Genomic DNA, 21,051 nt, shown 5'->3' on the forward strand with positions numbered 1-21,051 from the left:
AGGCGTATCATCGCCACACCTATTTTCCGGGAGCATTGCCATGCCCGTTGATTCCGCCCGTCTGGACACGTTGACCGCACTGGCCCGCAAGGCACTCTGGCTGTCGTCATGGACCATCCATCACGCCAATCACGTCCGCCCCAATGCGGATGGCCTCAAGGTCGGCGGCCACCAGGCCTCCTCAGCCTCGCTCGCGACCATCATGTCGGCGCTGTATTTCAGCGTGCTGCGCCCTGAGGACCGCGTCGCGGTGAAGCCGCATGCGAGCCCGGTGTTTCACGCCATCCAGTATCTGTTCGGCCGGCAGAGCCGCGAGAAGCTGGAGAATTTCCGCGGCTTCAAGGGCGCGCAGTCCTATCCCTCGCGCACCAAGGACGTTGACGACGTCGATTTCTCCACCGGCTCGGTCGGCCTCGGCGTCGCGCAGACGCTGTTCGCCTCGCTGGTGCAGGACTACGTCAAGGCGCATGGCTGGATGAAGGATCGCCGCGAGGGGCGGATGATCGCGCTGGTCGGCGACGCCGAGATGGACGAGGGCAATATCTTCGAGGCGCTGGCCGAGGGCTGGAAGCACGGCCTGCGCAACACCTGGTGGGTGGTGGACTATAACCGCCAGTCGCTCGATGCCGTCGTGCGCGAGGGCCTCTGGGAAAAGTTCGAGACCATGTTCCGCAATTTCGGCTGGGACGTCGTCATCGTGAAATACGGCCGGCTGATGCGCGAGGCCTTTGCCGAGCCCGGCGGCGAGGCCTTGAAGCGCTGGATCGACAATTGCCCGAACGCGCTCTACGCCGCGCTGTGCTTCCAGGGCGGCGCCGCCTTCCGCAAGCATCTGCATGACGAGATCGGCGACCAGGGGCCGATCACGAAACTGATCGACAAGCGCAGCGACGAGGAGCTGCTGGCGCTGATGTCGAACCTCGGCGGCCACGACATGGCGAGCATGCTGGAGGCGTTCGAATCCATCGATCACGATCGCCCGGTCTGCTTCATCGCCTACACCATCAAGGGCGTCGGCCTGCCGTTCCAGGGCCACAAGGACAACCATGCCGGCCTGATGACGGTCGCGCAGATGGAGAAGTATCGCGACAGCCAGAACATCCGTCCCGGCCATGAGTGGGACAAGTACGAGGGCCTGACGCAGGATGCGGCCGAGCTCGACGCGTTCCTCGCGCGCGTGCCGTTCAACAAGGATGGCCGCAGGCTGACTGCTCCGGCGGTCGAGGTCCCGCAGCAGCTCGCCTTCAAGCCGTCGCCGCAGATGTCCACGCAACAAGGCTTTGGCCTCGTGCTGAACGAGATCGCGCGCGGCGACAGCGAACTCGCCCAGCGCATCGTCACGACCTCGCCCGACGTCACCGTTTCGACCAATCTCGGTCCGTGGGTGAACCGGCGCGGCCTGTTCGCGCGCGGCGAGAAGGCCGACTTATTCCGCAGCGAGAAAATTCCCTCCACCTTCAACTGGGACTTCTCGCCCAAGGGCCAGCATCTCGAACTGGGCATTGCCGAGATGAACCTGTTCATCATGCTCTCGGCGCTCGGCCTGTCACACCAGATCAACGGCGCCCGGCTGCTGCCGGTCGGCACGCTCTACGACCCCTTCATCGAGCGCGGTCTCGATGCGCTGAACTATGCCTGCTACCAGGATGCGCGCTTCATGGTGGCGGCGACGCCATCGGGCATCACGCTCGCGCCCGAGGGCGGCGCCCACCAGTCGATCGCGACACCGCTGATCGGCATGGCGCAGGACGGGCTCGCCTCGTTCGAGCCGGCCTTCGTCGACGAGCTCGCCGTGATCATGGGCTGGGGCTTCGAGCATATGCAGCGCGACCCCGGCGAGGGCGGCTCGGTTTACTTGCGTCTTTCGACGCGCAGCATCGAGCAGGCGCAGCGGATCATGACGCCGGAGCTGCAGCAGGGCATCACCGATGGCGCCTATTGGCTGCGGAAACCCGGCCCCAATGCCGAGGTCGTGATCGCCTATACCGGCGCGGTCGCGCCCGAGGCGATCGAGGCCACCGGCTTCATCGGCGAAAGCCGGCGCGATATCGGCCTGCTCGCGATCACCTCGGCGGATCGCCTGCATGCGGGCTGGACTGCCGCGCGAAAATTGCGGCGGGACCGGCGCGGCGTGCAGCATCTCAGCCACATTGAAAAGCTGCTCGCGCCGCTGCCGCGCGACTGCGGCATCGTGACCGTGATCGACGGCCATCCCTCCGCGCTCGGCTGGCTCGGCAGCGTCCGCGGCCATCGCGTCGAGGCGCTCGGCGTCGAGCAGTTCGGCCAGACCGGCAGCATCGCGGACCTTTATCGGCACTACGGCATCGACGCCAACGCCATCATCGATGCGGCCGAAAGCCTCACCACCGGCGCGCCGGTGCTGCATCGGAAGATGGCGGTGTAGTCGGGGTAACCGGCCGCATGGGCCCCGGCTCAGCAGCGCATCACTGAAGAAGTGCTGCGCTGCGTCCGGGGCACGAGAGTGTTTACACACGCTCTAATTTCGTGTCCCGGGCGAACTGCGGCGCGAAGTGCCGCGGTGCTGAACCGGGACCCATGGCCGCGCTTGCCTCAGTTCAAACCAAGTCCCATATTCCGCGCGTCCGCCGCAACGCTGGCCCCGCATATGGCGGGTTCAATTGCTGGCGCTTTCGTGCAAGGATGCCTGCCGAAACGCCCCCTCCAAGCCCCCAAGAAGAGGTTAACGATGGTCAATCGCATGCAATTCTACATCGACGGCGCCTGGGTCGATCCCGCCGTCAAGAAGTCCACCGCCGTGGTCAATCCCGCGACGGAAGAGGCGATGTACGAGGTTGCGCTCGGCTCCAAGGCCGATGTGGACAAGGCCGTTGCCGCCGCCAAGCGCGCCTTCGCAACGTTCTCCCAGACCAGCCGCGAGGAGCGCGTCGCGCTGCTCTCGAAAATCATCGAGATCTACAAGGGCCGCCTCAAGGAGATCGGCGCCGCCGTCTCCGACGAGATGGGCGCCCCGCTGCCGATGGCGGAGAAGCTGCAGGCCGGCGCCGGCCTCGGTCATCTCATGACCACCCTCGACGTGCTCAAGAACTATCATTTCGAGGAGCCGGTCGGCACCGCCATGGTGCTGCGCGAGCCGGTCGGCGTGGTCGGCATGATCACACCCTGGAACTGGCCGCTCAACCAGATCGCCTGCAAGGTCGCGCCCGCGCTCGCGGCCGGCTGCACCATGATCCTGAAGCCCAGCGAGTTCACCCCGACCTCGGCGCTGATCTTCGCCGAGATCCTGCATGAAGCCGGCGTGCCGAAGGGCGTGTTCAACCTCGTCAACGGCCTCGGCCCCGAGGTCGGCGCCGCCATGAGCGAGCACCCCGACATCGACATGATCTCCTTCACCGGCTCGACCCGCGCCGGCATCGACGTCGCCAAGCGCGCGGCGCCCACCGTGAAGCGCGTCAGCCAGGAGCTTGGCGGCAAGTCGCCGAACGTGATCCTCGAAGGCGCCGACCTCACGAAGGCGGTGACCGGCGGCGTGATGCACATGTTCAACAACTCCGGCCAGTCCTGCAACGCGCCCTCGCGCATGATCGTGCCGGCCTCCAAGATGAAGGAAGTCGCCGCGATCGCGAAGGCCGTCGCCGACAAGACCAAGGCCGGTGATCCGCGCGGCGAAGGCACCACCATCGGCCCGGTCGTCAACCGCGGCCAGTGGGACAAGATCCAGGCGCTGATCAAGAAGGGCATCGACGAGGGCGCAACCCTCGTCGCCGGTGGCCCGGGCCTGCCCGAGGGCGTCAACAAGGGCTTCTATGTCCGTCCGACCATCTTCGCCGACGTCACCCCCGAGATGACGATCGCGCGCGAAGAGATTTTTGGACCGGTGCTGACCATCCTCGGCGCCAAGGACGAAGCCGAGGCGGTGCACATCGCCAACGACACGCCCTATGGCCTCGCCGGCTATGTCTCGGGTCCGTCGGTCGAGGACGCCAAGCGCGTCGGCCGCCAGATCCGCGCCGGCAACGTCAACCTCCAGGGCGTGCCCAACGACCGCACCGCGCCGTTCGGCGGCTACAAGCAGTCCGGCAACGGCCGCGAGTGGGGCAAGTACGGCCTCGAGGACTTCCTCGAAGTGAAGGCGGTCGCCGGCTTCAACGCGGCGTAAGCTTTAGCGCGTGAATAACAGAGCGCCGGAGCGGGCAACCGCTCCGGCGCTTTTCGTTTCGTCATTGCGAGGAGCGAAGCGACGAAGCAATCCAGAGTGCGCCCGCAGCGGCAGCCTGGATTGCGTCGCTACGTTCGCAATGACGGAAGACGGTGCCGTAGGGTGGGCAAAGGAGCGTTAGCGACGTGCCCACGATTTTGCGCGACGGTTAGGAGATGGTGGGCACGCTTCGCTTTGCCCACCCTACGGGATCGTCGCTTGTGGCGGCGCTTATCCCCCCAACGCGCCCTGAGTGTTCACATACAGCGCGTAGATCGACTGGCTCGCCGCCATGAACAGGCGGTTGCGCTGGACGCCGCCGAAGCAGACGTTGGCACACCGTTCGGGCAATGCGATACGCCCGATCATGACGCCGTCGGGCGCGAACACCACGACGCCGTCGAGCTCGGGATCGCCCATGCCCCAGCCGCACCAGAGATTGCCGTCGATGTCGCAGCGCATGCCATCAGGCGTGCCTGGACCCGCATCGATGTGGACACGCTTGTTGGAGATCGTGGTGCCCTCAGGCGAGACGTCATAGGCTAGGATCTTGCGGTTCGGCACGCCGCGGGATTCCACGACATACAAGATCTTCTCGTCCGGCGAGAAGCACAGCCCGTTCGGCCCCAGCACGCCCTCCGCGACGATGGTCGCCTTGCCCGTCGCCGGATCGAGCCGGTACACGTTCGGATCGATCTCGCTCTCGGACTTGTAGCCTTCGTAATTGCCGAGCAGGCCGAAGGTCGGATCGGTGAACCAGATCGAGCCGTCCGATTTAACAACGACATCGTTCGGCGAGTTCAAGCGCTTGCCGTTGAATTGATCCATCAGCACGGTGATGCTGCCGTCGTATTCGGTGCGGGTCACGCGGCGGCCGCCGTGCTCGCAGGTGACGAGCCGGCCCTGCCGGTCGCGCGTATTGCCGTTGGCGAAATTGGAGGGCTTGCGGAACACGCTGACCGCGCCGGTCTCTTCCTCCCATTTGAGGATGCGCTGGTTGGGGATGTCGCTGCACAGCAGATAACGCCCGTCGCCGACCCACACCGGCCCCTCGGCCCAGCGCAGCCCGGTCGCGATCCGCTCCACCGCCGAGAGCTTCAGCCAGTATTTTTCGAAGCGGGGATCGAGCGCCTTGATCGCGGGATCGGGGTAATAGCTCGCCGGCCGCCAGCCTGGCCGCTCCTGGGGGTGGGACGATGCCTCATTCATGTCGGTTCTCTCGTTTCGTTCCCTCTGGACAATTCTGCTATCATTAGAGACACGTGACCGCAAATCGGTCACCAACGGCGAGGGAAGACATGCCGCGTATTCTGATGACGGGAGCTTCGGGCGGAATCGGCACGAGCTTGCGAAAACTGCTGCCGCCGATCTATCCGGATCTCCTGCTCTCCGACATCAAGCCGCCGGCCGATCTCGGCGCGAACGAGCAGTTTAGGGCGGCCGACCTTGCCGATCTCGCGCAGTGCGAGGCGATCTGCGAGGGCGTCGACGGCATCATCCATTTCGGCGGCTATTCGGTCGAGGGCACCTGGGACCAGATCCTGCAGGCCAACATCATCGGCGGCTACAATCTGTTCGAGGCAGCGTACCGCAAGGGCGTCAAGCGCGTGGTGTTCGCCTCGTCGAACCACGCCGTCGGCTTCTATCCGCGCCACCACAAGATCGGCACCGACGTCACCCCGCGTCCCGACGGCCGCTACGGCGTCAGCAAGGTGTTCGGCGAGGCGGTCGGCGCGCTCTACGCCGACAAGCACGGGCTGAAGGTCACCTGCCTGCGCATCGGCAATTTCGGCGACATGCCGCTCGACCAGCGCCGGCTCTCGATCTGGCTCAAGCCTGACGACCTCGTGCAGCTCTGCCGCATCGGGCTCGAGCATCCCGACATCCATTTCGAGGTGTTCTACGGCGCCTCGCTGAACGAGCGCGCCTGGTGGGACAACCATCGCGCCTACGAATTCGGCTATCGCCCGACGGGGCGCGCCGAGGATTTCCGCGAGCACGCGATGGCCGAGCAGGCCAAGCTGAAGCCCGATCCCGTCGGCGATTATTTCCAGGGCGGCACGTTCTGCAGCATGGAGTTCGACGCCGACCCGGGCCGCATCATCGACTGGAAGAAGCGGTAGGCTTTTGCCTGTAGCCCGGACGGAGCGCAGCGTAATCCGGGACAATTGCTAGTCGTCACGCGGAGACCCCCGGATTGCGCTGCGCTCCATCCGGGCTACGCTGACTGCCGCGGCGCGTCCCAGCCTAATCCGCGCCTTCGTCGGGAATGTTCAATACGGTCCCGCAGGCCTTGCAATGCACCGCGTCCACGTCGTGGCGCTGCAGGCCGCAGACCGGGCAGGGAAAGCGCACCTTGGAAGGCGCGAGCAATGCCTTGGCGAGATTCAGGAACAGCGTCACGCCGAAGATCATGATGACGACGGTGATCAGGCGTCCGACGGTGCCGGGCAGGGTGATGTCGCCGAAGCCGGTCGTGGTCAGCGCGGTGACCGTGAAATAGAGCGCATCGGCATAGTTGGCGATCTGCTGGTTGTGGGACTTCTGCGTCTCGTAGACCACGCCCGTCATCACGAAGATGAACACGCCGAGATTGGCGACGGCAAAGACGACCTCCTCGTTGCGCCGGAAGAACGCGCTGTCGATCCGCAGGCGCGCCACCATCTGGTAGTCGCGCAGGAGCCGCAGGGTTCGAAAGGCGCGCAGGAATCCGCCGGCTTCTCCGGCGAGCGGCGCGAGGAACGAGACGATGACCACGATGTCGGTCCAGGTCGAAAGCCGCGCGAGGTCTCGCAGCGGTTGGCGGCTGATGATCATCCGTGCGGAGAAATCCGCAAGGATCAGGATGCCGAACACGACATCGAGCGTCTCCACGACCTTGGTGCGCGGCAGGAACGACGTCGCGATGATGAACAGCACCGTGACGATGTCGAGCACCAGCAGGGCGTAGCGGAATCGGATGCAGCCGAACGTGTCGCCTTCGTAGAGCTGCCGGAGCCTGCCCTTCAGGACCTCGAACGGCGTGGTGACGGCGTCCACCAGCCCATGTCCCCCCTTGCTGTCGTGATCGAACACCATGGTCAGCGGCCGCCGCGCGTCTGCCGGCAGCCTATCCCTCCGACGGATCGAGCATTTCGCCGAGCTTGTTGACGGCGACATTGATCGACATGCCGAGATAGTCGCCGGCATCGCCGAACCAGGAGCCCTCCAGCGGCACGGCCTGGGCCGGATGCCGCGCAATGGCCACCGGGATGAGGTCGAAGCCGGCGCTCAGGCTGTTGGTCGGATCGTAGTCGAGCCAGCCGGCGCCGGGCAGGAATACCTGCACCCATGCATGCGTCGCGCCGGAGCCGCTCATGCCCACCGCGCCGCCGTCGAGCGCGGCGTCATAGAGATAGCCGCTGACGAAGCGCGCGGCAAAGCCGAGCCGGCGCAGCGTCTCGATCATCAGCCAGGCGAAGTCCCGGCAGGTCCCCGATCTCGCGCGCAGCGTTTCGCCCGGAGACTGGGTGCCTTGCGCCTCTCGCCCGCGATAGTCGAAGTCGCGGCGAAACGTGGCCAGCATCCGGTGCAGCAGGTCGGCGGTCCGGTCCTGATCGCCGGCGACGAAGCTCTTGGTCCAGACCGCATGCGTGCCGTCCGCGTCGTCGGCATGTGGGCGCAGGTAGCCGGCGAGGTCGGTCCACTCGTCCGGCGTATACTGCACCGGCACTTCCTCGGCCCGGGGCTCCAGCGGAAACGCCTCCAGACCTTTGATGCCGAAATAGACCCCGCGCACCTTGAAGGTGAATGTCAGCTCGCTGCCGGGTTCGCTGAAATCCATCACCGTGACGGCATTGGAGCGGGAATCGGTGATCCAGAGCACCTTCGACGGCAGGCTGGTGTGAGCCGACCAGCGCAGCAGCCGGGTCGAGGCGCCGCGCTGCGGCAGGAACATGGCGCGATGCGTGCCGAACGTCACCGGCTTTGCATAGCGGTAGGTCGTGGTGTGCGTGATCTCGCCGATGATCGCCATGCATCGAGCTTTCGGTCCGGCCGCTTCCGCCCATTGATCTAGATCAACGTTGACCCCGGCACCGTCCCGATCTTCAGGCGATCGCGCGTTCGGTCTGACATCGATGCGCGTCCTGGCCGAATGGAGCGGTGGACATGGGCATCCTGTGGACGATCATCATCGGATTCATCGTTGGACTGATTGCGAAGTTCATCATGCCCGGCGACAATGAGCCGAGAGGATTCATCCTGACCACGGTCCTCGGGATTGTCGGTGCATTCGTCGCGACCTGGCTCGGTCAGGCCGTAGGATGGTACCGGTTCGGCGAGGGCGCCGGATTCATCGGAAGCGTGGTCGGTGCCATCATCCTTCTCTTCCTCTACGGCCTTGTCATCGGTCGCCAAGGGCGCGCTTAAGCGATCCAGCGAGGCCCATGCCGGCGAGAGCTACGAGCCCTGACGTGGCCCGTGCGCGCCTAAATTCCGCGTCTGAGGTTCTCGGCCGCGCGTCGCAGGACGTCATGCAGCCACTCGTGCGCCGGCTCGCCGTCGACGCGGTCATGCCATAGCAGCCGCACCTCGAGCGGTGTCGCCGCATAGGGAAGTTCATACGTCGCGATGGGGTAGTTCCGCGCCAGTGCCTTCGCAAGCGGGCGCGGGACGATGGCCGCGAGCTCGGTGTCCTCTAGCAGTCCGGGGACGGCGAGGAAATGCGGCAATGTCACCGCCATCCGCGGCGGCCGGTCGCTCTCGGCGAGCGCTCGCTCGAGCGCGTCGCGGTCGTACATTTCCGAGCGCCGCGCCAGGCCGCGCTCGGAAATGAAGCCGCCGATCGCGCCCTCCTGCTCGCCGCCGAAGGAGACCACCACCAGCGGCAGCCCCGCCAGCATCGCCTTGTCCAGCCGGCCGAGCTTGCGCTTCTTGCTGGCGATCAGCACGTCGTCATATTCGAACAGCAGTGATGTGCGGAAGCGGCCCGGCGGGAGCGAGAACACGCCGATGGCAACGTCGATGCGGCCGAGGTCGATCTGCTCGGCGAGGTCGATCCGCGTCACCGGCTTGATGGTCAGGTCGATGTGCGGCGCCTCGCGCCCGAGTATCTGCAGCAGTTGCGACGCCAGCACCATCGTGGCGAAATCGTTGGCGGCGAGCGTAAACTGCCGGGTCGAAGTCGCGGGTACGAAAGTCGGCAGCTCCACCGCCGCTTCGAGCACGCGCAGCGCCTCGCGCACCTGCGGGGCCATCGTCAGTGCCCGCGCCGTCGGTTGCATGCCCGCGGCCGTGCGCACGAACAATTCGTCCTCCAGCATCTCGCGAAGCCGGGCGAGCGAATGGCTGACGGCGGACTGGCTGAGCGCGACCTTCTGGCTGGCGCGCAGGACGCTCCTCTCTTCCATGACGGCGTCGAACACCTTGAGCAGGTTCAGGTCCAACGTCTTGAATGAAACCGACACGGTGAGGGTCCCGTTGCTGGCTGACGGCGCGGCCGCGATGGCGACCAGTTAAGGTCAGGCCCGCCTTGGATGCAACCGGCGCAGACGACCGAACCGGGCCTCGAGCGGCCCGCCGGGCAAACTGAAGGGCGTTCAGGATCAACCTGCAAGAGTTTCACTTCCGCAAAAAACCGATCCCGGCATTATCCGGTCGCGGTGTTCGGAGGAGGTGAACCATGAGGTCGACCACGACGACAGGTACCGGCAAGGCGGCCATTGCGACGCTGCTGTCGTTGATGCTCGCGAGCACAGCGATCGCCGAGGAGGGGCCGGTCAAGCTCGGGGTGCTGACCGACATGTCCTCGCTCTACGCCGACAATGGCGGGCAGGGGTCGGTGGTCGCGGCGCAAATGGCCGTCGACGATTTCAAGGGCAAGGTTCTGGGCCGCCCGATCCAGATCGTTGCCGGCGACCACCAGAACAAGGCCGACGTGGGATCGGTGATTGCACGGCGCTGGATCGAGAACGAAGCTGTCGAGGTCATTCTCGATGTCCCCAATTCGGCCGTCGCGCTCGCCGTCCAGGGCATTACCCGCGACAAGAAGAAGCTGTTTCTCGCCACCGGCGCCGCCACGTCGCGCCTCACCGGTGACGAGTGCTCGCCCACCGGCATTCACTGGACCTACGATACCTACGCCCTGTCGCAGGGCACGACGAAGGCGATTAGCCGGCTTGGTGCCAAGAGCTGGTTCTTTCTCTCCGCCGACTATTCGCTTGGCACGCAGCTCGAAGCGGACAGCCGCAAGGTGATCGATGCGACCGGCGGCAAGGTCAAGGGCGCCGTGAAGCATCCGATCAACACGCCTGATTTCTCCTCCTTCCTGCTGCAGGCGCAGTCTTCGAAGGCGGATGTGATCGCACTGGCGAACGCCGGCGGTGATTTCATCAATGCCGTCAAGCAGGCTGGCGAATTCGGCATCACGCGCGAGCAGAAGCTTGCCGGCCTGATCGTCTTCATCGCCGACATCCACAGTCTCGGGCTGCAGAATGCACAAGGCCTGATGCTCAGCTCGGCATTCTACTGGGACACGAACGATGAGACCCGCGCATGGTCGGCTCGCTTCATCGAGAAGACCCAGAAGGTCCCGACCATGATCCATGCGGGCACCTATGGTGCGGTGATGCACTATCTCAGGGCGGTCGAGGCGGCGGGCACGCTGGATGGACCGGCCGTTGCCGCCAAAATGCGCGACCTGCCCGTGAATGATTTCATGACGAAGAACGGCCGTGTCCGCCAGGACGGCAGGTTGATCCGCGACATGTATCTGTTCCGGGTCAAGTCGCCGCAGCAATCGAAATACAGGTTCGACTATTACGAGCTGCTCGCGACCATTCCCGGAGAGGAAGCCTTCAAGCCGATGGAGGAGGGAGGATGTCCGCTCCTGAAGCAGCCGTGATGGCAATCGAGGAAGCGTGCGTCGCCGCGCCGAACCCGATCGACGGGATCCTGACCGCCCGGTTCGCATGCCGCGACTTCTGCGACGCTCCGGTTGCCCGGCAAGCGATCGAAGAGATCCTCCGTGTCGCGCGATACGCGCCCAGCGGTGCGAACATCCAGCCCTGGCACGTCTACGTGCTGACCGGCGAGATCAAGCACAGCGTCTCGGCGGCGCTGCTGGAGGCGCACGAGACCGCTCGCGACGCGCATGTCTCGGAGTACAAATACTACGCCAGCGATTTGCCTGATCGCTATCTCAGGCGGCGGCAGGAGTTCGGCCGGCTGTTCTATGGCTCGCTCGGGATTCATCAAGCCGATGCCGAGGGCAGGAGCAGGCAGACCGCGAAGAACTACTCGTTCTTCGGCGCGCCCGTGGGATTGATTGTGACCATCGACCGGCGCCTCGAGGTCGGAAGCTGGCTCGACCTCGGGATGTTCGTGCAGAACGTCATGCTCGCGGCGGCGGGACGCGGGCTGCAGTCGTGTCCGCAGGAAACGTTCGCGAAGTACCACCGGATCCTGCGTCCGCTGCTGTCGATTCCGGCGGAGCAGATGGTGGTGTGCGGCATGTCCGTCGGCAAGGCCAGGGGGCAGAGCCCGGACAGATTGATGCCGCGGGCCGAGATCGACGAGTTCGCGACGTTCCTTGGTTTCGAAGATTGAAGCTTGATCGAAGAGGAGATCACCATGGCAAGCCGGGAAGACCTGATTCAGCGCAGCATTCCGTTTCTCCGTGAGGTCAAGGACATGACCCCCGGGGCCGAGATGGAGCGTTGGCTCAACAAGACATATGGCGAGGACAGCGCGCTCTATCAGGACCTCGCCCGCCTCATCAAGATCGGCGTCGAGGAAGGATGGGCGGCAAACCAGGAGGTGGAAGGCCCGAACTACCGGCGCAGCCGCATCCTGGATCCGGTTGCCGAGACATTCCAGTTCAGCATCACGGCCGTGTACATGAACAGTGCCGATCCACGCCGCTTCAAGGACGAGGACGACCACGACGTGTTGCGCGGACAATATCACGGCCATCCCTATGGCGAGCTGAACCTCGTGGTGCCCCTGAACAAGGGCGCGGAGTTGAAGGGATTGCAGGGATGGCAGGGACCCGGCTGGACCGCGCCCGATCCAGGCAGCAGGCACTATCCCGAAGTCAGGGGCGGCGCGGTCATCGCGCTGTTCTATCTGCCGGCCGGGCGCATCTCATACGATTTCAAGGCGCCGGCCGCATAAAGCCGCGGTCCGGGCTTTTGCCTCGCTCGTTGATCTGGATCAACGGCACGCCGCCCATGGTGGGGCTCTCGAAGGGTTGCCCGCAATTCGACGGCAGCGAGAGCCCCGAGAATGAAAATCAAATTGTCTGCTGTCGCGGTGCTCGCGATCCTCTTGCCGGGATCGGCGCGCGCCGCGACGCTCAGTGATGCCGAAGCGACGTTTCTCGACCAGCTCGTCACAGCATCCGTCGTGCTCGAGCAGCGATGCGACGGCTATGAGGTCGACGGCAGCGGCGGCGTCCAGCTCGGCGCGCGGCTGCTCGGCAGCCCCGAGGCCGCGATGGCCATGATTGACGCCTATGCGGCAGCCATCAAGGCCCGCGACGGCGAGAGCTACGATCCCGGAAAATTCCGCCCCGAGGTGCTGGAGGCCGCCGGCAATACGTTCAAGCGTGTCCGGACGGATTTGATCAGGAATCCGCAAAGGGCCTGCGCCGACTATGGCGAGACCAGCGTGGAGCGGGGCTTGCTCAGGCGGTATTGATCGTTGCGCTCCGCGGCGCGCCTGCCGCAGGCTCCGTCAAGCTCGCATCCCGACCGCGGGACGAAATGGCGGGTTGTCCCAGGGCCGCGGCGCCGCGCCATAGTAGTCGAACCGCATTGTGTGGGTGGCGAGTCCCTGGCTCATCGCGCGCAGGCTGTTCGCGTAGCCGAACATCGTTATCAGCGGCACGGTCGCATCGATCGCGACAATGTCGCCTTCGACGGTCCTGAAGTGGCCTGTCCCGCGCCGTGCCTTCAGGTCGTCGGCGATGAGGTTCGCGAACGGCGAGGGCGTCGCCACTTCGACCTTCATGATCGGTTCGAGCAACACCGATTCCGCTCTTTGCAGGCCCTCGCGGAAAGCCGCGCGTGCCGCAATCTCGAAAGCGCGTACTGACGAGTCGACGTCGTGGTACTTGCCGTCGATCAGCTCAACCCTAACGTCGATCACCGGAGATCCGGCGACGACACCGCACGCAAGGACGCTTTCGAGTCCCTTCTCGATACCGGGCATATATTCGCGCGGCAGCGCATTGACGCTGACCTTGCAGTCGAACTGATACCCCTTGCCGAGCTCATTCGGTCCGATGATGAGCTTCAGCGCGGCAAACTCACCCTTGGGTCCGTAGATCTTCTTGTGGACGTAGTCCACCTCCGCACGTTTGGTCGGACGTTCGAGGAACGCCACCTGCAATGCGCCGACATTGACGGCCATTCCAAGGATCTGGCCGAGGTTATCGATTGTCCTTTTGAGATGGTCCTCGCTTGTTCCCTTGAGGATGATCTGGCCGGACATTTCATCGAGCCGTACGACCAGCGCCCGGTCTTCAGCGGCGAGCCCTGCAAGCGCGGCGATGAGTTTCTCGTGGTCGGCCTTCGATTTCGCCTCGACAGCGACTTCGACGAGCAGAGGTTCAACATCATGAGGCATAGTTCGTCTAAGCCCGACTACCTTTGAAGAACCTATGCCAACCAAGCTTGATCGGCAATGCGGACGAAGGTTCGCGCTAGACGTCGGCAGCAATCCTTCCCAGATAATCCTTCTTGCTGAATTGCATGTGGTCCACGCACAGCTGCGCCAGCGCCCAGCTGTCGCGTCCCCTGAGCAACTCGATCATCAGCTCGTGCTGCCGTCGCGATTGCGCCAGCCCGGTCGGGTCGGCAAGGTTCTTCGCGCGCATCGGCAGCGTCAGGTTCATGTAGTCCTGCAGCGAGCGCACCAGATAGGGATTGCCGCAAGCCGAGAACAGCGCGAGGTGGAAGGCGTCATTGGCTTCGTGGATGCCGCGCAGATCCTGCAAATCGGCCTTGGCGCAGTACTGCCGTTGCAGGGTGGTCAGCTCGTCGATCAGGGCTTGCGGCGCGGGCAGGGGGATCATCAGCGCGGCCTGCCGCGTCAGCATCTCCCGGACCTCGTAGATCTGCCGGACTTCCTCGGCCGAGTAGAACCGCACCGTGGCGCCGACGTTCTTCTCACGGCGGACGATGCCGCGCCGCTCCGCATCCACCAGCGCCTGGCGCACGAAATGGCGCGAGGTGCCGTAGCGCGACATCAGCGCGTCCTCGGTCAGCCGCGCGCCCGGCGCGAGGCGGCCGAAGATGATGTCCTCCTCCAGCCGCGCGACCACGTCGTCCGGGTCGTCGCGGCGGACCGGCATGGCATCTGCGGTGCGAATGTCGGACATGCCCTCGGCCTCCGGCGTTGGCCGGTCCGCTCTGTGGAGCAGGGAAGGGGTGGATTGTCAATAATTTGTGTCGTAAGCGGTGCCAGAACCCAGAAAGTGCGACGATATGGACCAATCTTATTGACAATCGAGGGGCAGGCTGTACCACAATGGCAAGTGAAGGAGTGGCATGATGACGAGTGGTCTGCGCAAGGGTCTGACGAGCTATGGCGATGCTGGCTTCTCGCTGTTCCTGCGCAAGGCGTTCATCAAGGCCATGGGCTATTCCGACGATGCGCTGGAGCGCCCGATCGTCGGAATCACCAACACCTATAGCGATTACAATCCCTGCCACGGCAACGTTCCGCAGATCATCGAGGCCGCCAAGCGCGGCGTGATGCTGTCGGGCGCGATGCCGTTCGTGTTCCCGACCATCTCGATCGCCGAGAGCTTTGCGCATCCGACCTCGATGTATCTGCGCAATCTGATGGCGATGGACACCGAGGAGATGATCCGGGCCCAGCCGATGGATTCGGTGATCGTCATCGGCGGCTGCGACAAGACGCTGCCGGCGCAGGTCATGGCCGCGATCAGCGCCGATCTGCCGACCGTTGTCATTCCCGTCGGTCCCATGGTGGTCGGCCATCACAAGGGCGAGGTGCTCGGCGCCTGCACCGATTGCCGTCGGCTCTGGGGCAAGTATCGCGCAGGCGAAATGGACGATGCCGAGATCGAGGCCGTGAACGGCCGCCTCGCGCCGTCGGTCGGCACCTGCATGGTGATGGGCACGGCCTCGACCATGGCCTGCATGATCGAAGCCATGGGTCTGTCGCTGCCGATGAGCGCGACGATCCCCGCGCCTCATGCCGAGCGTTTCCGTCTCGCCGAGGCCAGCGGCCGGGTTGCCGCCGAGATGGCCAAGACCAAGGGGCCGAAGCCGAGCGAGCTGCTGACGCCGGCGTCGTTCAAAAACGCGCAGGTCGTGCTCCAGGCGATCGGCGGCTCGACCAACGGCCTGATCCACCTGACTGCGATGGCGCATCGCTCGCCGCACCGGCTCGATCTCGAGAAGTTCGACCAGATCGGTCGCGAGGTGCCGGTGCTGGTCGATCTCAAGCCGTCCGGCGAGCATTACATGGAGCACTTCCATCACGCCGGCGGCGTGCCGAAGCTGCTGGCGCAGCTCGGCGATCTCATCGATCTCGACGCAAAGACGATCTCGGGCCAAACGCTGCGCGAGATCGCAGGGAATGCCGAGGACGTGCCCGGCCAGGACGCGATCCGCCCGCGCGACAATCCGATCAAGAAGGAAGGCGGCCTCGCCGTCCTGCACGGCAATCTCGCCCCGCGCGGCGCGGTGATCAAGCAGTCGGCCGCGAGCCCGAAACTGCTGCAGCATACCGGGCGCGCCGTCGTATTCGAATCCGTCGAGGACATGACGCTGCGCGTCGACGATCCCGATCTCGACGTGAACTCCGACGACGTGCTGGTGCTGCGCAATGCCGGCCCGAAGGGCGCGCCCGGCATGCCGGAGGCAGGTTATCTGCCGATCCCGAAGAAGCTCGCACGCGGCGGAACCAAGGACATGGTGCGCATTTCCGACGCACGCATGAGCGGCACCGCGTTCGGCACCATCGTGCTTCACATCACGCCGGAATCCGCCGTCGGCGGGCCGCTGGCGCTGGTGCGGAACGGCGACATGATCCGCCTCGATGTTGCCAAGCGCAGCATCGAGCTGCTGGTCGATGCCGCCGAGCTCGAACGGCGGCGCGCGGCGCTGAAGCCGGCCGCCGCAACGCACGAGGCCAAGCGAGGTTATGCCTGGCTGTTCGACAACACCATCTTGCAGGCCGACGAGGGCTGCGACTTCGACTTCATGCAGAGGACTGGACCTAAGACTGATTAGCGATGTGAATTGACGCTCAGACCGCACAAGCGGCGGGCGATAAAACAGGGGGAAACGATGATTGCACGATCCATGCGTGGGTTGGCGGCTATGGCTGCCGTGCTGTTCGTCACGGGGGCCGGAGCACAGGAGGTGAAGCATTATCGCTTCGCCTACGACCAGCCGCGCAACACCGGCTATTCCATCGCGGGCGACCTCTTTGCCGAAAAGCTCAAGGAATTGAGCAAGGGCACCATGATCATCGACCAGTATCCCGGCGCACAGCTCGGGCAGGAGCCACAGGTGCTCCAGCTCGTGAAGGCCGGAGACGTCGAATTCTCGATCATCTCCTCCGCCAATACCGCGACGATCTCCCCGCAGGCCGGCGTGATGTCGCTGCACTACCTGTTCCGCGACGAGAACCACGTGGTCAAGGGATTGGCCGATCCAAAGGTGTTCGAGGCGCTGAAGACCCTGATCGACGAGACCACGCAGGGCCTGCACGTGATCGCCACGGGATCGCAGGGCGTGCGCCACATGTACTCGAAGCGCGAAATCCGCAATGTCGGCGACGTCAAGGGCCTGAAGGTCCGCGTGCAGGCGACCGCGACCGAGGACACCATGTTCCCGGCCTACGGCGCCCAGACCGTGCACATGCCGTTCGGCAGCGTCTACACCAGCCTGCAGACCGGCGTCGTCGACGTCGCCGAGAACAGCATCAACGTTTATCTCGTCAACAAGCACTACGAGGTCGCGCCGGTTCTCAACATCACCGAGCACGAGGCCAACAACGCGCTGGTGTTCATCTCCGACAAGCTCTGGCAGAGCCTCTCGGCCGAGCAGAAGCAGTGGGTGATGACCGCGGCCAACGAGATCAGCACCAAGGAGCCGCAGAAGGCGTTCGACCTGGAGCGCAGTGCGGCCGACAAGCTGAAGAAGATGGGCGTGAAGATCGTCGACAACGTCGACAAGAAGAGCTTCACGGCGATCGCCGATCCCTATCTCGACAAGCTCGCCAAGGATCTCGGCCCGCACGCCGAGAAGATCAAGAATTTGATCCGGTCGGTGAACTGACTGCCAAGAAGGTCGTCATGCCCGGGCTTGTCCCGGGCATCCACGTTCTTCCTTCAATCCCGCGCCAGGAGCGTGGATGGCCGGGACAAGCCCGGCCATGACGGAAAGCCATAGCGGGAGCAACAATGGCCATCGCCGACAAACTGCTCGTGCAACGCCAGCGCCACCTGAAATGGCGCGGGCTCGACTGGCTCGAGCTCACCCTGATGATCCTGTGCGGCGTGCTCTGCTTCGGCTTCTCGCTGTCGGTGACCGCCGACATCGTCACCCGCACCATCGGCCATCCCTGGCTATGGCTGCAGGAGGTCACCTCGACGCTGTTCATCTACGCGATCTTCATCGGCACGGCGGCGGCGACGCGGCGCAATGACCACCTGTATCTCACCGCGATCTCCGAGGCGATGCACGGCACGTCGCGGCTGATCGTCGAGGTCATCATCCGCCTGGTCGTGCTCGGCGTCGCCTTCTGCCTGATCTGGTACGGCTATCAGAACTATCTTCGCGGCTTCGGCAGCTTCCGTCTGCCGTCGGGCACCCCGATTGCCTCGCTCTACGCCATCATCCCGCTCTCGGGCGTGCTGATCGGCCTGTTCACCATCGAGCAGCTCGTCAACGGCCTGCGCAACGGTTTTGACCATCCCGAACCGCCGGACGAGGATGCAACGCCCGCCGTCACCGAGGCCCAGGTGAGGGCGCAGCCGTGAGCGCACCTGTTGTCCTGGCGCTGATGTCGATCTGCTTCCTGTCGTTCGGCTATCTCGGCGTGCCCGTGCCGTTCTCGCTGATGGCCGGCGTCTTCATCGGCGCGATCCTCTCGGACGTCTCGCTCGCCGCGATCATCCAGAAGATCTTCGACGGCGTCGATTCCGAGGCGCTGGTGGCGATCCCGTTCTTCCTCCTGGTCGGCGAGCTCATGAGCTCGGCCAACGTGGTGGTGCGAATAGCCAATTTGTCGGTGTCGCTTGTCGGGCATATCAGGGGCGGGCTGTCGCAGGTCGTCGTCGTCTTCAGCATGTTCTTCTCGGAAATGTCCGGCTCGACCACCGCCGACGTCGCGGTGATGAGCCGCGCGCTCGGCGGCCCGATGAAGCGCGAGGGCTACGAGCCGGCCTTCATCGCCGCGATCATCGCCTCCGCCTCGACCATTGCGGCGCTGGTGCCGCCGAGCATCACGGCGGTGGTCTATGGTGCGGTCGGCAACGTCTCGATTGCTGGCCTGTTCATGGCGGGTGTCGTGCCCGGCCTGATGATCGGCTTTGGCCTGATGATCTACTGTTATTTCTTCGGCCCGTCCGGCCTGCGCAAGCCGCGCGCGCCGCTCCGGCAAGTGGCGTTCGCGGCCGGCGATGCCGCCCTGCCGCTGATGATCCCGGTGATCCTGCTCGGGGGCATCCTGACCGGCTGGTTCACGCCGACCGAGGCCGGCGTCGTTGCCGTGGTCTGGATCGTCCTGGTCGTGATCCCCGCGCTCAACCGCGGCCATATCAGGAAGATCCCGTATGATTTCTGCCTCGCCGGTCTGATCTTCTCGCTGCCGCTGATCACCATCGGCGCCGCCAATGCCTTCGGCTGGATGCTGGCCTATTTGCGCGGCGCGACCTACATCGCCGAGTGGATCACCTCCATCGCCGGCAACGATCCGCACCTGATCATGCTGCTGATGGTGCTGCTGTTCACCGTGGTCGGCGACTTCATCGAGCCGGTGCCGACCATCATCATCTTCATGCCGCTGGTCAACGCGCTGACGGAAGCCGGCGACATCAATGCCGTGCACATGGGCGTGGTGCTGATCGCAACGCTCGCCTTCGGCCTGATCACGCCGCCTTACGGGCTGGTGCTGCTGATGGCCTCGAAATTCGTCGGCATCAGTTTCGCCAAGGCCTTGCGCGCCGCATTACCGATCTATGTGGTGTTCCTGGCGACGATCGCGTTCGCGATCTACTTCCCGAGCGTGGTGCTGTGGCTGCCGCGGCACGTGCTCCCGGAGTCCGTCGGCTGCTTCAAGTCGCCGGCGGGGACGGGCTATATCTGTCCGCAATAGCGCCTTAAACGACGACCTGTTCGATCCGCCATTGCGGATCGCCGCAGACATAGCGGAACGGCGTGCCGTGGCTGTTCTTGAAGTAGCTGCCTGTGAGCACGTTCGCCATGCCCTGCATCACCGCGTCGTGGCAGACGAACAGGATGTCGTCGCCGGGATAGCGCGCGAGCCAGCCTGACACGCTGCGCAGCGACCGTTCGGCCATGGCGTCCCAGCGCTCGCCGTCGGCCGGCAGGATCGAGACGAGGCCCGTCGCCGATGTGACGCCGTGCTTGATCATGAGGTCGCGGACGGGCAGGCCCTCGAAGCTGCCGAAATCGAACTCGATGATTCCGTCGTCGATGCTAAGCGGCACCGCGATCACGTCCGCGATGATCTCGGCCGTTCGCGCCGCGCGCACCAGCGGGCTTGCGACGATGCGGCTGATGCCGGCATCGCGCAACATGTCTGCTGCCTCGTGCGCCTGCCGCAGGCCGTCCTCGTTCAGCGGATTGTCGGTGCGGCCCTGGAACAGGCCTTTGCGATTCCAGTCCGTCGCGCCGTGACGAAGGCCGTAGAAGCTGCGCGCGGGCGTCACTTCGACTTGCTCGTGAACTTCTTCACGGCGGTGCGGAATGCCTCCGTGTTCATCGCCATGATGATCTTGTGCTCCTCGGCGTCGAGCTGCTGCTTCACGGGCGTGGTGGCGGCCGCATAGACCAGCGATTTGGTGCCGGCGATGGCCGCCGGCGCGTTCTGCGCCAGCCGCTCGGCCAATTGTCGCGTCGCCGCCTTGAGCTCGGTCGCAGGAACCGTCTTGGCGACGAGGCCCCATTCATGGGCCTGCTGCGCGGTAAAATTGTCCTCGGCGAGAAAGATCTGCAGCGCACGGCGGGAGCCGACCGTGCCGACGATGCCGACCGTCGAGCCGCCGTCCGGCGACACCCCGATCTTGGCGTAAGCGGGCGTGAACTTGGCGTCGTCGGCGGCGACGCAGAGATCGGTGACGAAGGCGAGGCCCATGCCGGCGCCGGCGGCCGAGCCGTGTACGCTCGACAGCGAGATCTTCGGCATCCGCCTGACGATCTCGATGAAGGCGTGGTAGTGCTTGAGCAGCTCGCCGACGACGGGCGTCACCGTGTTCGCCTCGGCCGCAGCCCCGATCGTCTGCAGATCGCCGCCGGCCGAGAAGGCGCGGCCTTCGCCCTCGATCACCACGACGCGGATGGCGTCGTCGCCCTCGATATAAGCCGCGAGCTGCTCGAGCTTCTGCGCGATGGCGAGGTTGATCGAGTTGAAGGCGGCGGGGCGATTGAGCGTGATGGTTGCAATAGCGCCGTCGATCCGCAGCAGCGCGGGATCGTCGGGCTTTGAGACGGGAGCTGGCATTTGGAATATCCCCGGGAAGAGGTTCGTTGCTGCAACTAAATCGCAGAAGGTGAGGGGTGACAATCCCTGGGCGCCAGTCCCCTGGGCGACAGTCCCGGGCCGACAGTCCCCCGGCCGCCGGCGCGTGCCCTGCCGACGGCTCTTGCGCCGGACGGAGCGATCGG

Annotated in this window: 20 protein-coding genes; 12 read left to right on the forward strand and 8 right to left on the reverse strand. The window is 64.9% G+C overall.

Going from position 1 to position 21,051, the window contains the following annotated elements; genetic code table 11:
• Positions 1-40 precede the first annotated feature (40 nt).
• Together JQ617_RS32385 and JQ617_RS32390 are read left to right on the forward strand one after the other, a co-directional pair.
• On the forward strand, positions 41-2,404 hold the full coding sequence (locus tag JQ617_RS32385; RefSeq protein WP_212029915.1) for a thiamine pyrophosphate-binding protein: 2,364 nt from the start codon (positions 41-43) through the stop codon (positions 2,402-2,404).
• Between the two features lie 303 nt (positions 2,405-2,707).
• Positions 2,708-4,138, forward strand: coding sequence for an aldehyde dehydrogenase family protein (locus JQ617_RS32390; protein WP_063691364.1), 1,431 nt, complete (start codon positions 2,708-2,710; stop codon positions 4,136-4,138).
• Positions 4,139-4,408: 270 nt separating this feature from the next.
• Here JQ617_RS32390 and JQ617_RS32395 read toward each other — a convergent pair whose 3' ends face one another.
• Positions 4,409-5,386 carry an SMP-30/gluconolactonase/LRE family protein gene (locus JQ617_RS32395; RefSeq protein ID WP_212029917.1) on the reverse strand — a complete coding sequence of 326 codons (978 nt, stop codon included), beginning with the start codon at positions 5,384-5,386 and terminating at the stop codon, positions 4,409-4,411.
• A gap of 89 nt (positions 5,387-5,475) precedes the next feature.
• Here JQ617_RS32395 and JQ617_RS32400 point away from each other — a divergent pair, with 89 nt between their 5' ends.
• A complete protein-coding gene (locus JQ617_RS32400; RefSeq protein WP_212029919.1) occupies positions 5,476-6,300 on the forward strand; it encodes an NAD-dependent epimerase/dehydratase family protein in 825 nt (274 codons plus the stop codon).
• A gap of 124 nt (positions 6,301-6,424) precedes the next feature.
• On the opposite strand, the gene JQ617_RS32405 is transcribed toward JQ617_RS32400, so the two are convergent.
• Complete coding sequence (locus tag JQ617_RS32405) at positions 6,425-7,255, reverse strand: potassium channel family protein (protein WP_249157725.1); 831 nt, start codon at positions 7,253-7,255, stop codon at positions 6,425-6,427.
• Between the two features lie 31 nt (positions 7,256-7,286).
• Positions 7,287-8,192 (reverse strand): transglutaminase family protein, encoded by a 906-nt coding sequence (locus tag JQ617_RS32410; protein ID WP_212029921.1) that lies wholly within the window; start codon positions 8,190-8,192, stop codon positions 7,287-7,289.
• Between the two features lie 134 nt (positions 8,193-8,326).
• Here JQ617_RS32410 and JQ617_RS32415 point away from each other — a divergent pair, with 134 nt between their 5' ends.
• Positions 8,327-8,587 carry a GlsB/YeaQ/YmgE family stress response membrane protein gene (locus tag JQ617_RS32415; protein ID WP_212030037.1) on the forward strand — a complete coding sequence of 87 codons (261 nt, stop codon included), beginning with the start codon at positions 8,327-8,329 and terminating at the stop codon, positions 8,585-8,587.
• Between the two features lie 59 nt (positions 8,588-8,646).
• Here the strand turns inward: JQ617_RS32415 and JQ617_RS32420 are convergent, their stop codons facing one another.
• Positions 8,647-9,624: a LysR family transcriptional regulator gene (locus JQ617_RS32420; RefSeq protein WP_212029922.1), complete on the reverse strand. Its 978-nt coding sequence runs from the start codon at positions 9,622-9,624 to the stop codon at positions 8,647-8,649.
• Between the two features lie 215 nt (positions 9,625-9,839).
• On the opposite strand from JQ617_RS32420, the gene JQ617_RS32425 reads away from it, so the two are divergent.
• The 4 genes from JQ617_RS32425 to JQ617_RS32440 all read left to right on the forward strand — a co-directional run bounded on the left by JQ617_RS32425 (position 9,840) and on the right by JQ617_RS32440 (position 12,856).
• Positions 9,840-11,060: an ABC transporter substrate-binding protein gene (locus tag JQ617_RS32425; RefSeq protein ID WP_212029924.1), complete on the forward strand. Its 1,221-nt coding sequence runs from the start codon at positions 9,840-9,842 to the stop codon at positions 11,058-11,060.
• Positions 11,036-11,764, forward strand: coding sequence for a nitroreductase (locus JQ617_RS32430; RefSeq protein WP_212029926.1), 729 nt, complete (start codon positions 11,036-11,038; stop codon positions 11,762-11,764). The genes JQ617_RS32425 and JQ617_RS32430 overlap by 25 nt, the downstream gene beginning before the upstream one ends.
• 24 nt (positions 11,765-11,788) lie before the next feature.
• The gene (locus JQ617_RS32435; RefSeq protein ID WP_212029927.1) at positions 11,789-12,331 is read left to right on the forward strand and encodes a 4-hydroxylaminobenzoate lyase; all 543 of its coding nucleotides are present in this window, start codon (positions 11,789-11,791) and stop codon (positions 12,329-12,331) included.
• Between the two features lie 111 nt (positions 12,332-12,442).
• Positions 12,443-12,856, forward strand: a complete 414-nt coding sequence (locus JQ617_RS32440; RefSeq protein ID WP_212029928.1) for a hypothetical protein — start codon at positions 12,443-12,445, stop codon at positions 12,854-12,856.
• A 36-nt stretch (positions 12,857-12,892) separates the two neighbouring features.
• On the opposite strand, the gene JQ617_RS32445 is transcribed toward JQ617_RS32440, so the two are convergent.
• Both JQ617_RS32445 and JQ617_RS32450 read right to left on the reverse strand, forming a co-directional pair.
• Positions 12,893-13,831 (reverse strand): translation factor GTPase family protein, encoded by a 939-nt coding sequence (locus JQ617_RS32445; RefSeq protein WP_212029929.1) that lies wholly within the window; start codon positions 13,829-13,831, stop codon positions 12,893-12,895.
• A gap of 31 nt (positions 13,832-13,862) precedes the next feature.
• Positions 13,863-14,540: a GntR family transcriptional regulator gene (locus JQ617_RS32450; protein WP_212029930.1), complete on the reverse strand. Its 678-nt coding sequence runs from the start codon at positions 14,538-14,540 to the stop codon at positions 13,863-13,865.
• Positions 14,541-14,712: 172 nt separating this feature from the next.
• On the opposite strand from JQ617_RS32450, the gene JQ617_RS32455 reads away from it, so the two are divergent.
• From JQ617_RS32455 to JQ617_RS32470, 4 genes are all read left to right on the forward strand, one after another.
• Positions 14,713-16,425, forward strand: coding sequence for an IlvD/Edd family dehydratase (locus tag JQ617_RS32455; protein ID WP_212030038.1), 1,713 nt, complete (start codon positions 14,713-14,715; stop codon positions 16,423-16,425).
• Between the two features lie 57 nt (positions 16,426-16,482).
• Positions 16,483-17,478 (forward strand): TRAP transporter substrate-binding protein, encoded by a 996-nt coding sequence (locus JQ617_RS32460; protein ID WP_212029932.1) that lies wholly within the window; start codon positions 16,483-16,485, stop codon positions 17,476-17,478.
• Positions 17,479-17,603: 125 nt separating this feature from the next.
• Positions 17,604-18,182: a TRAP transporter small permease gene (locus tag JQ617_RS32465; protein ID WP_212029933.1), complete on the forward strand. Its 579-nt coding sequence runs from the start codon at positions 17,604-17,606 to the stop codon at positions 18,180-18,182.
• Positions 18,179-19,519 (forward strand): TRAP transporter large permease, encoded by a 1,341-nt coding sequence (locus tag JQ617_RS32470; RefSeq protein ID WP_212029934.1) that lies wholly within the window; start codon positions 18,179-18,181, stop codon positions 19,517-19,519. The genes JQ617_RS32465 and JQ617_RS32470 overlap by 4 nt, the downstream gene beginning before the upstream one ends.
• A gap of 4 nt (positions 19,520-19,523) precedes the next feature.
• Here the strand turns inward: JQ617_RS32470 and JQ617_RS32475 are convergent, their stop codons facing one another.
• On the reverse strand, positions 19,524-20,096 hold the full coding sequence (locus tag JQ617_RS32475) for a histidine phosphatase family protein (protein WP_212029935.1): 573 nt from the start codon (positions 20,094-20,096) through the stop codon (positions 19,524-19,526).
• A complete protein-coding gene (locus JQ617_RS32480) occupies positions 20,093-20,887 on the reverse strand; it encodes an enoyl-CoA hydratase/isomerase family protein (RefSeq protein ID WP_212029937.1) in 795 nt (264 codons plus the stop codon). Before JQ617_RS32480 ends, JQ617_RS32475 begins: the two co-directional genes overlap by 4 nt.
• Positions 20,888-21,051: the final 164 nt, after the last annotated feature.

The sequence above is a fragment of the Bradyrhizobium sp. KB893862 SZCCT0404 genome (assembly GCF_018130885.1).
Classification (GTDB): Bacteria; Pseudomonadota; Alphaproteobacteria; order Rhizobiales; family Xanthobacteraceae; genus Bradyrhizobium; species Bradyrhizobium stylosanthis.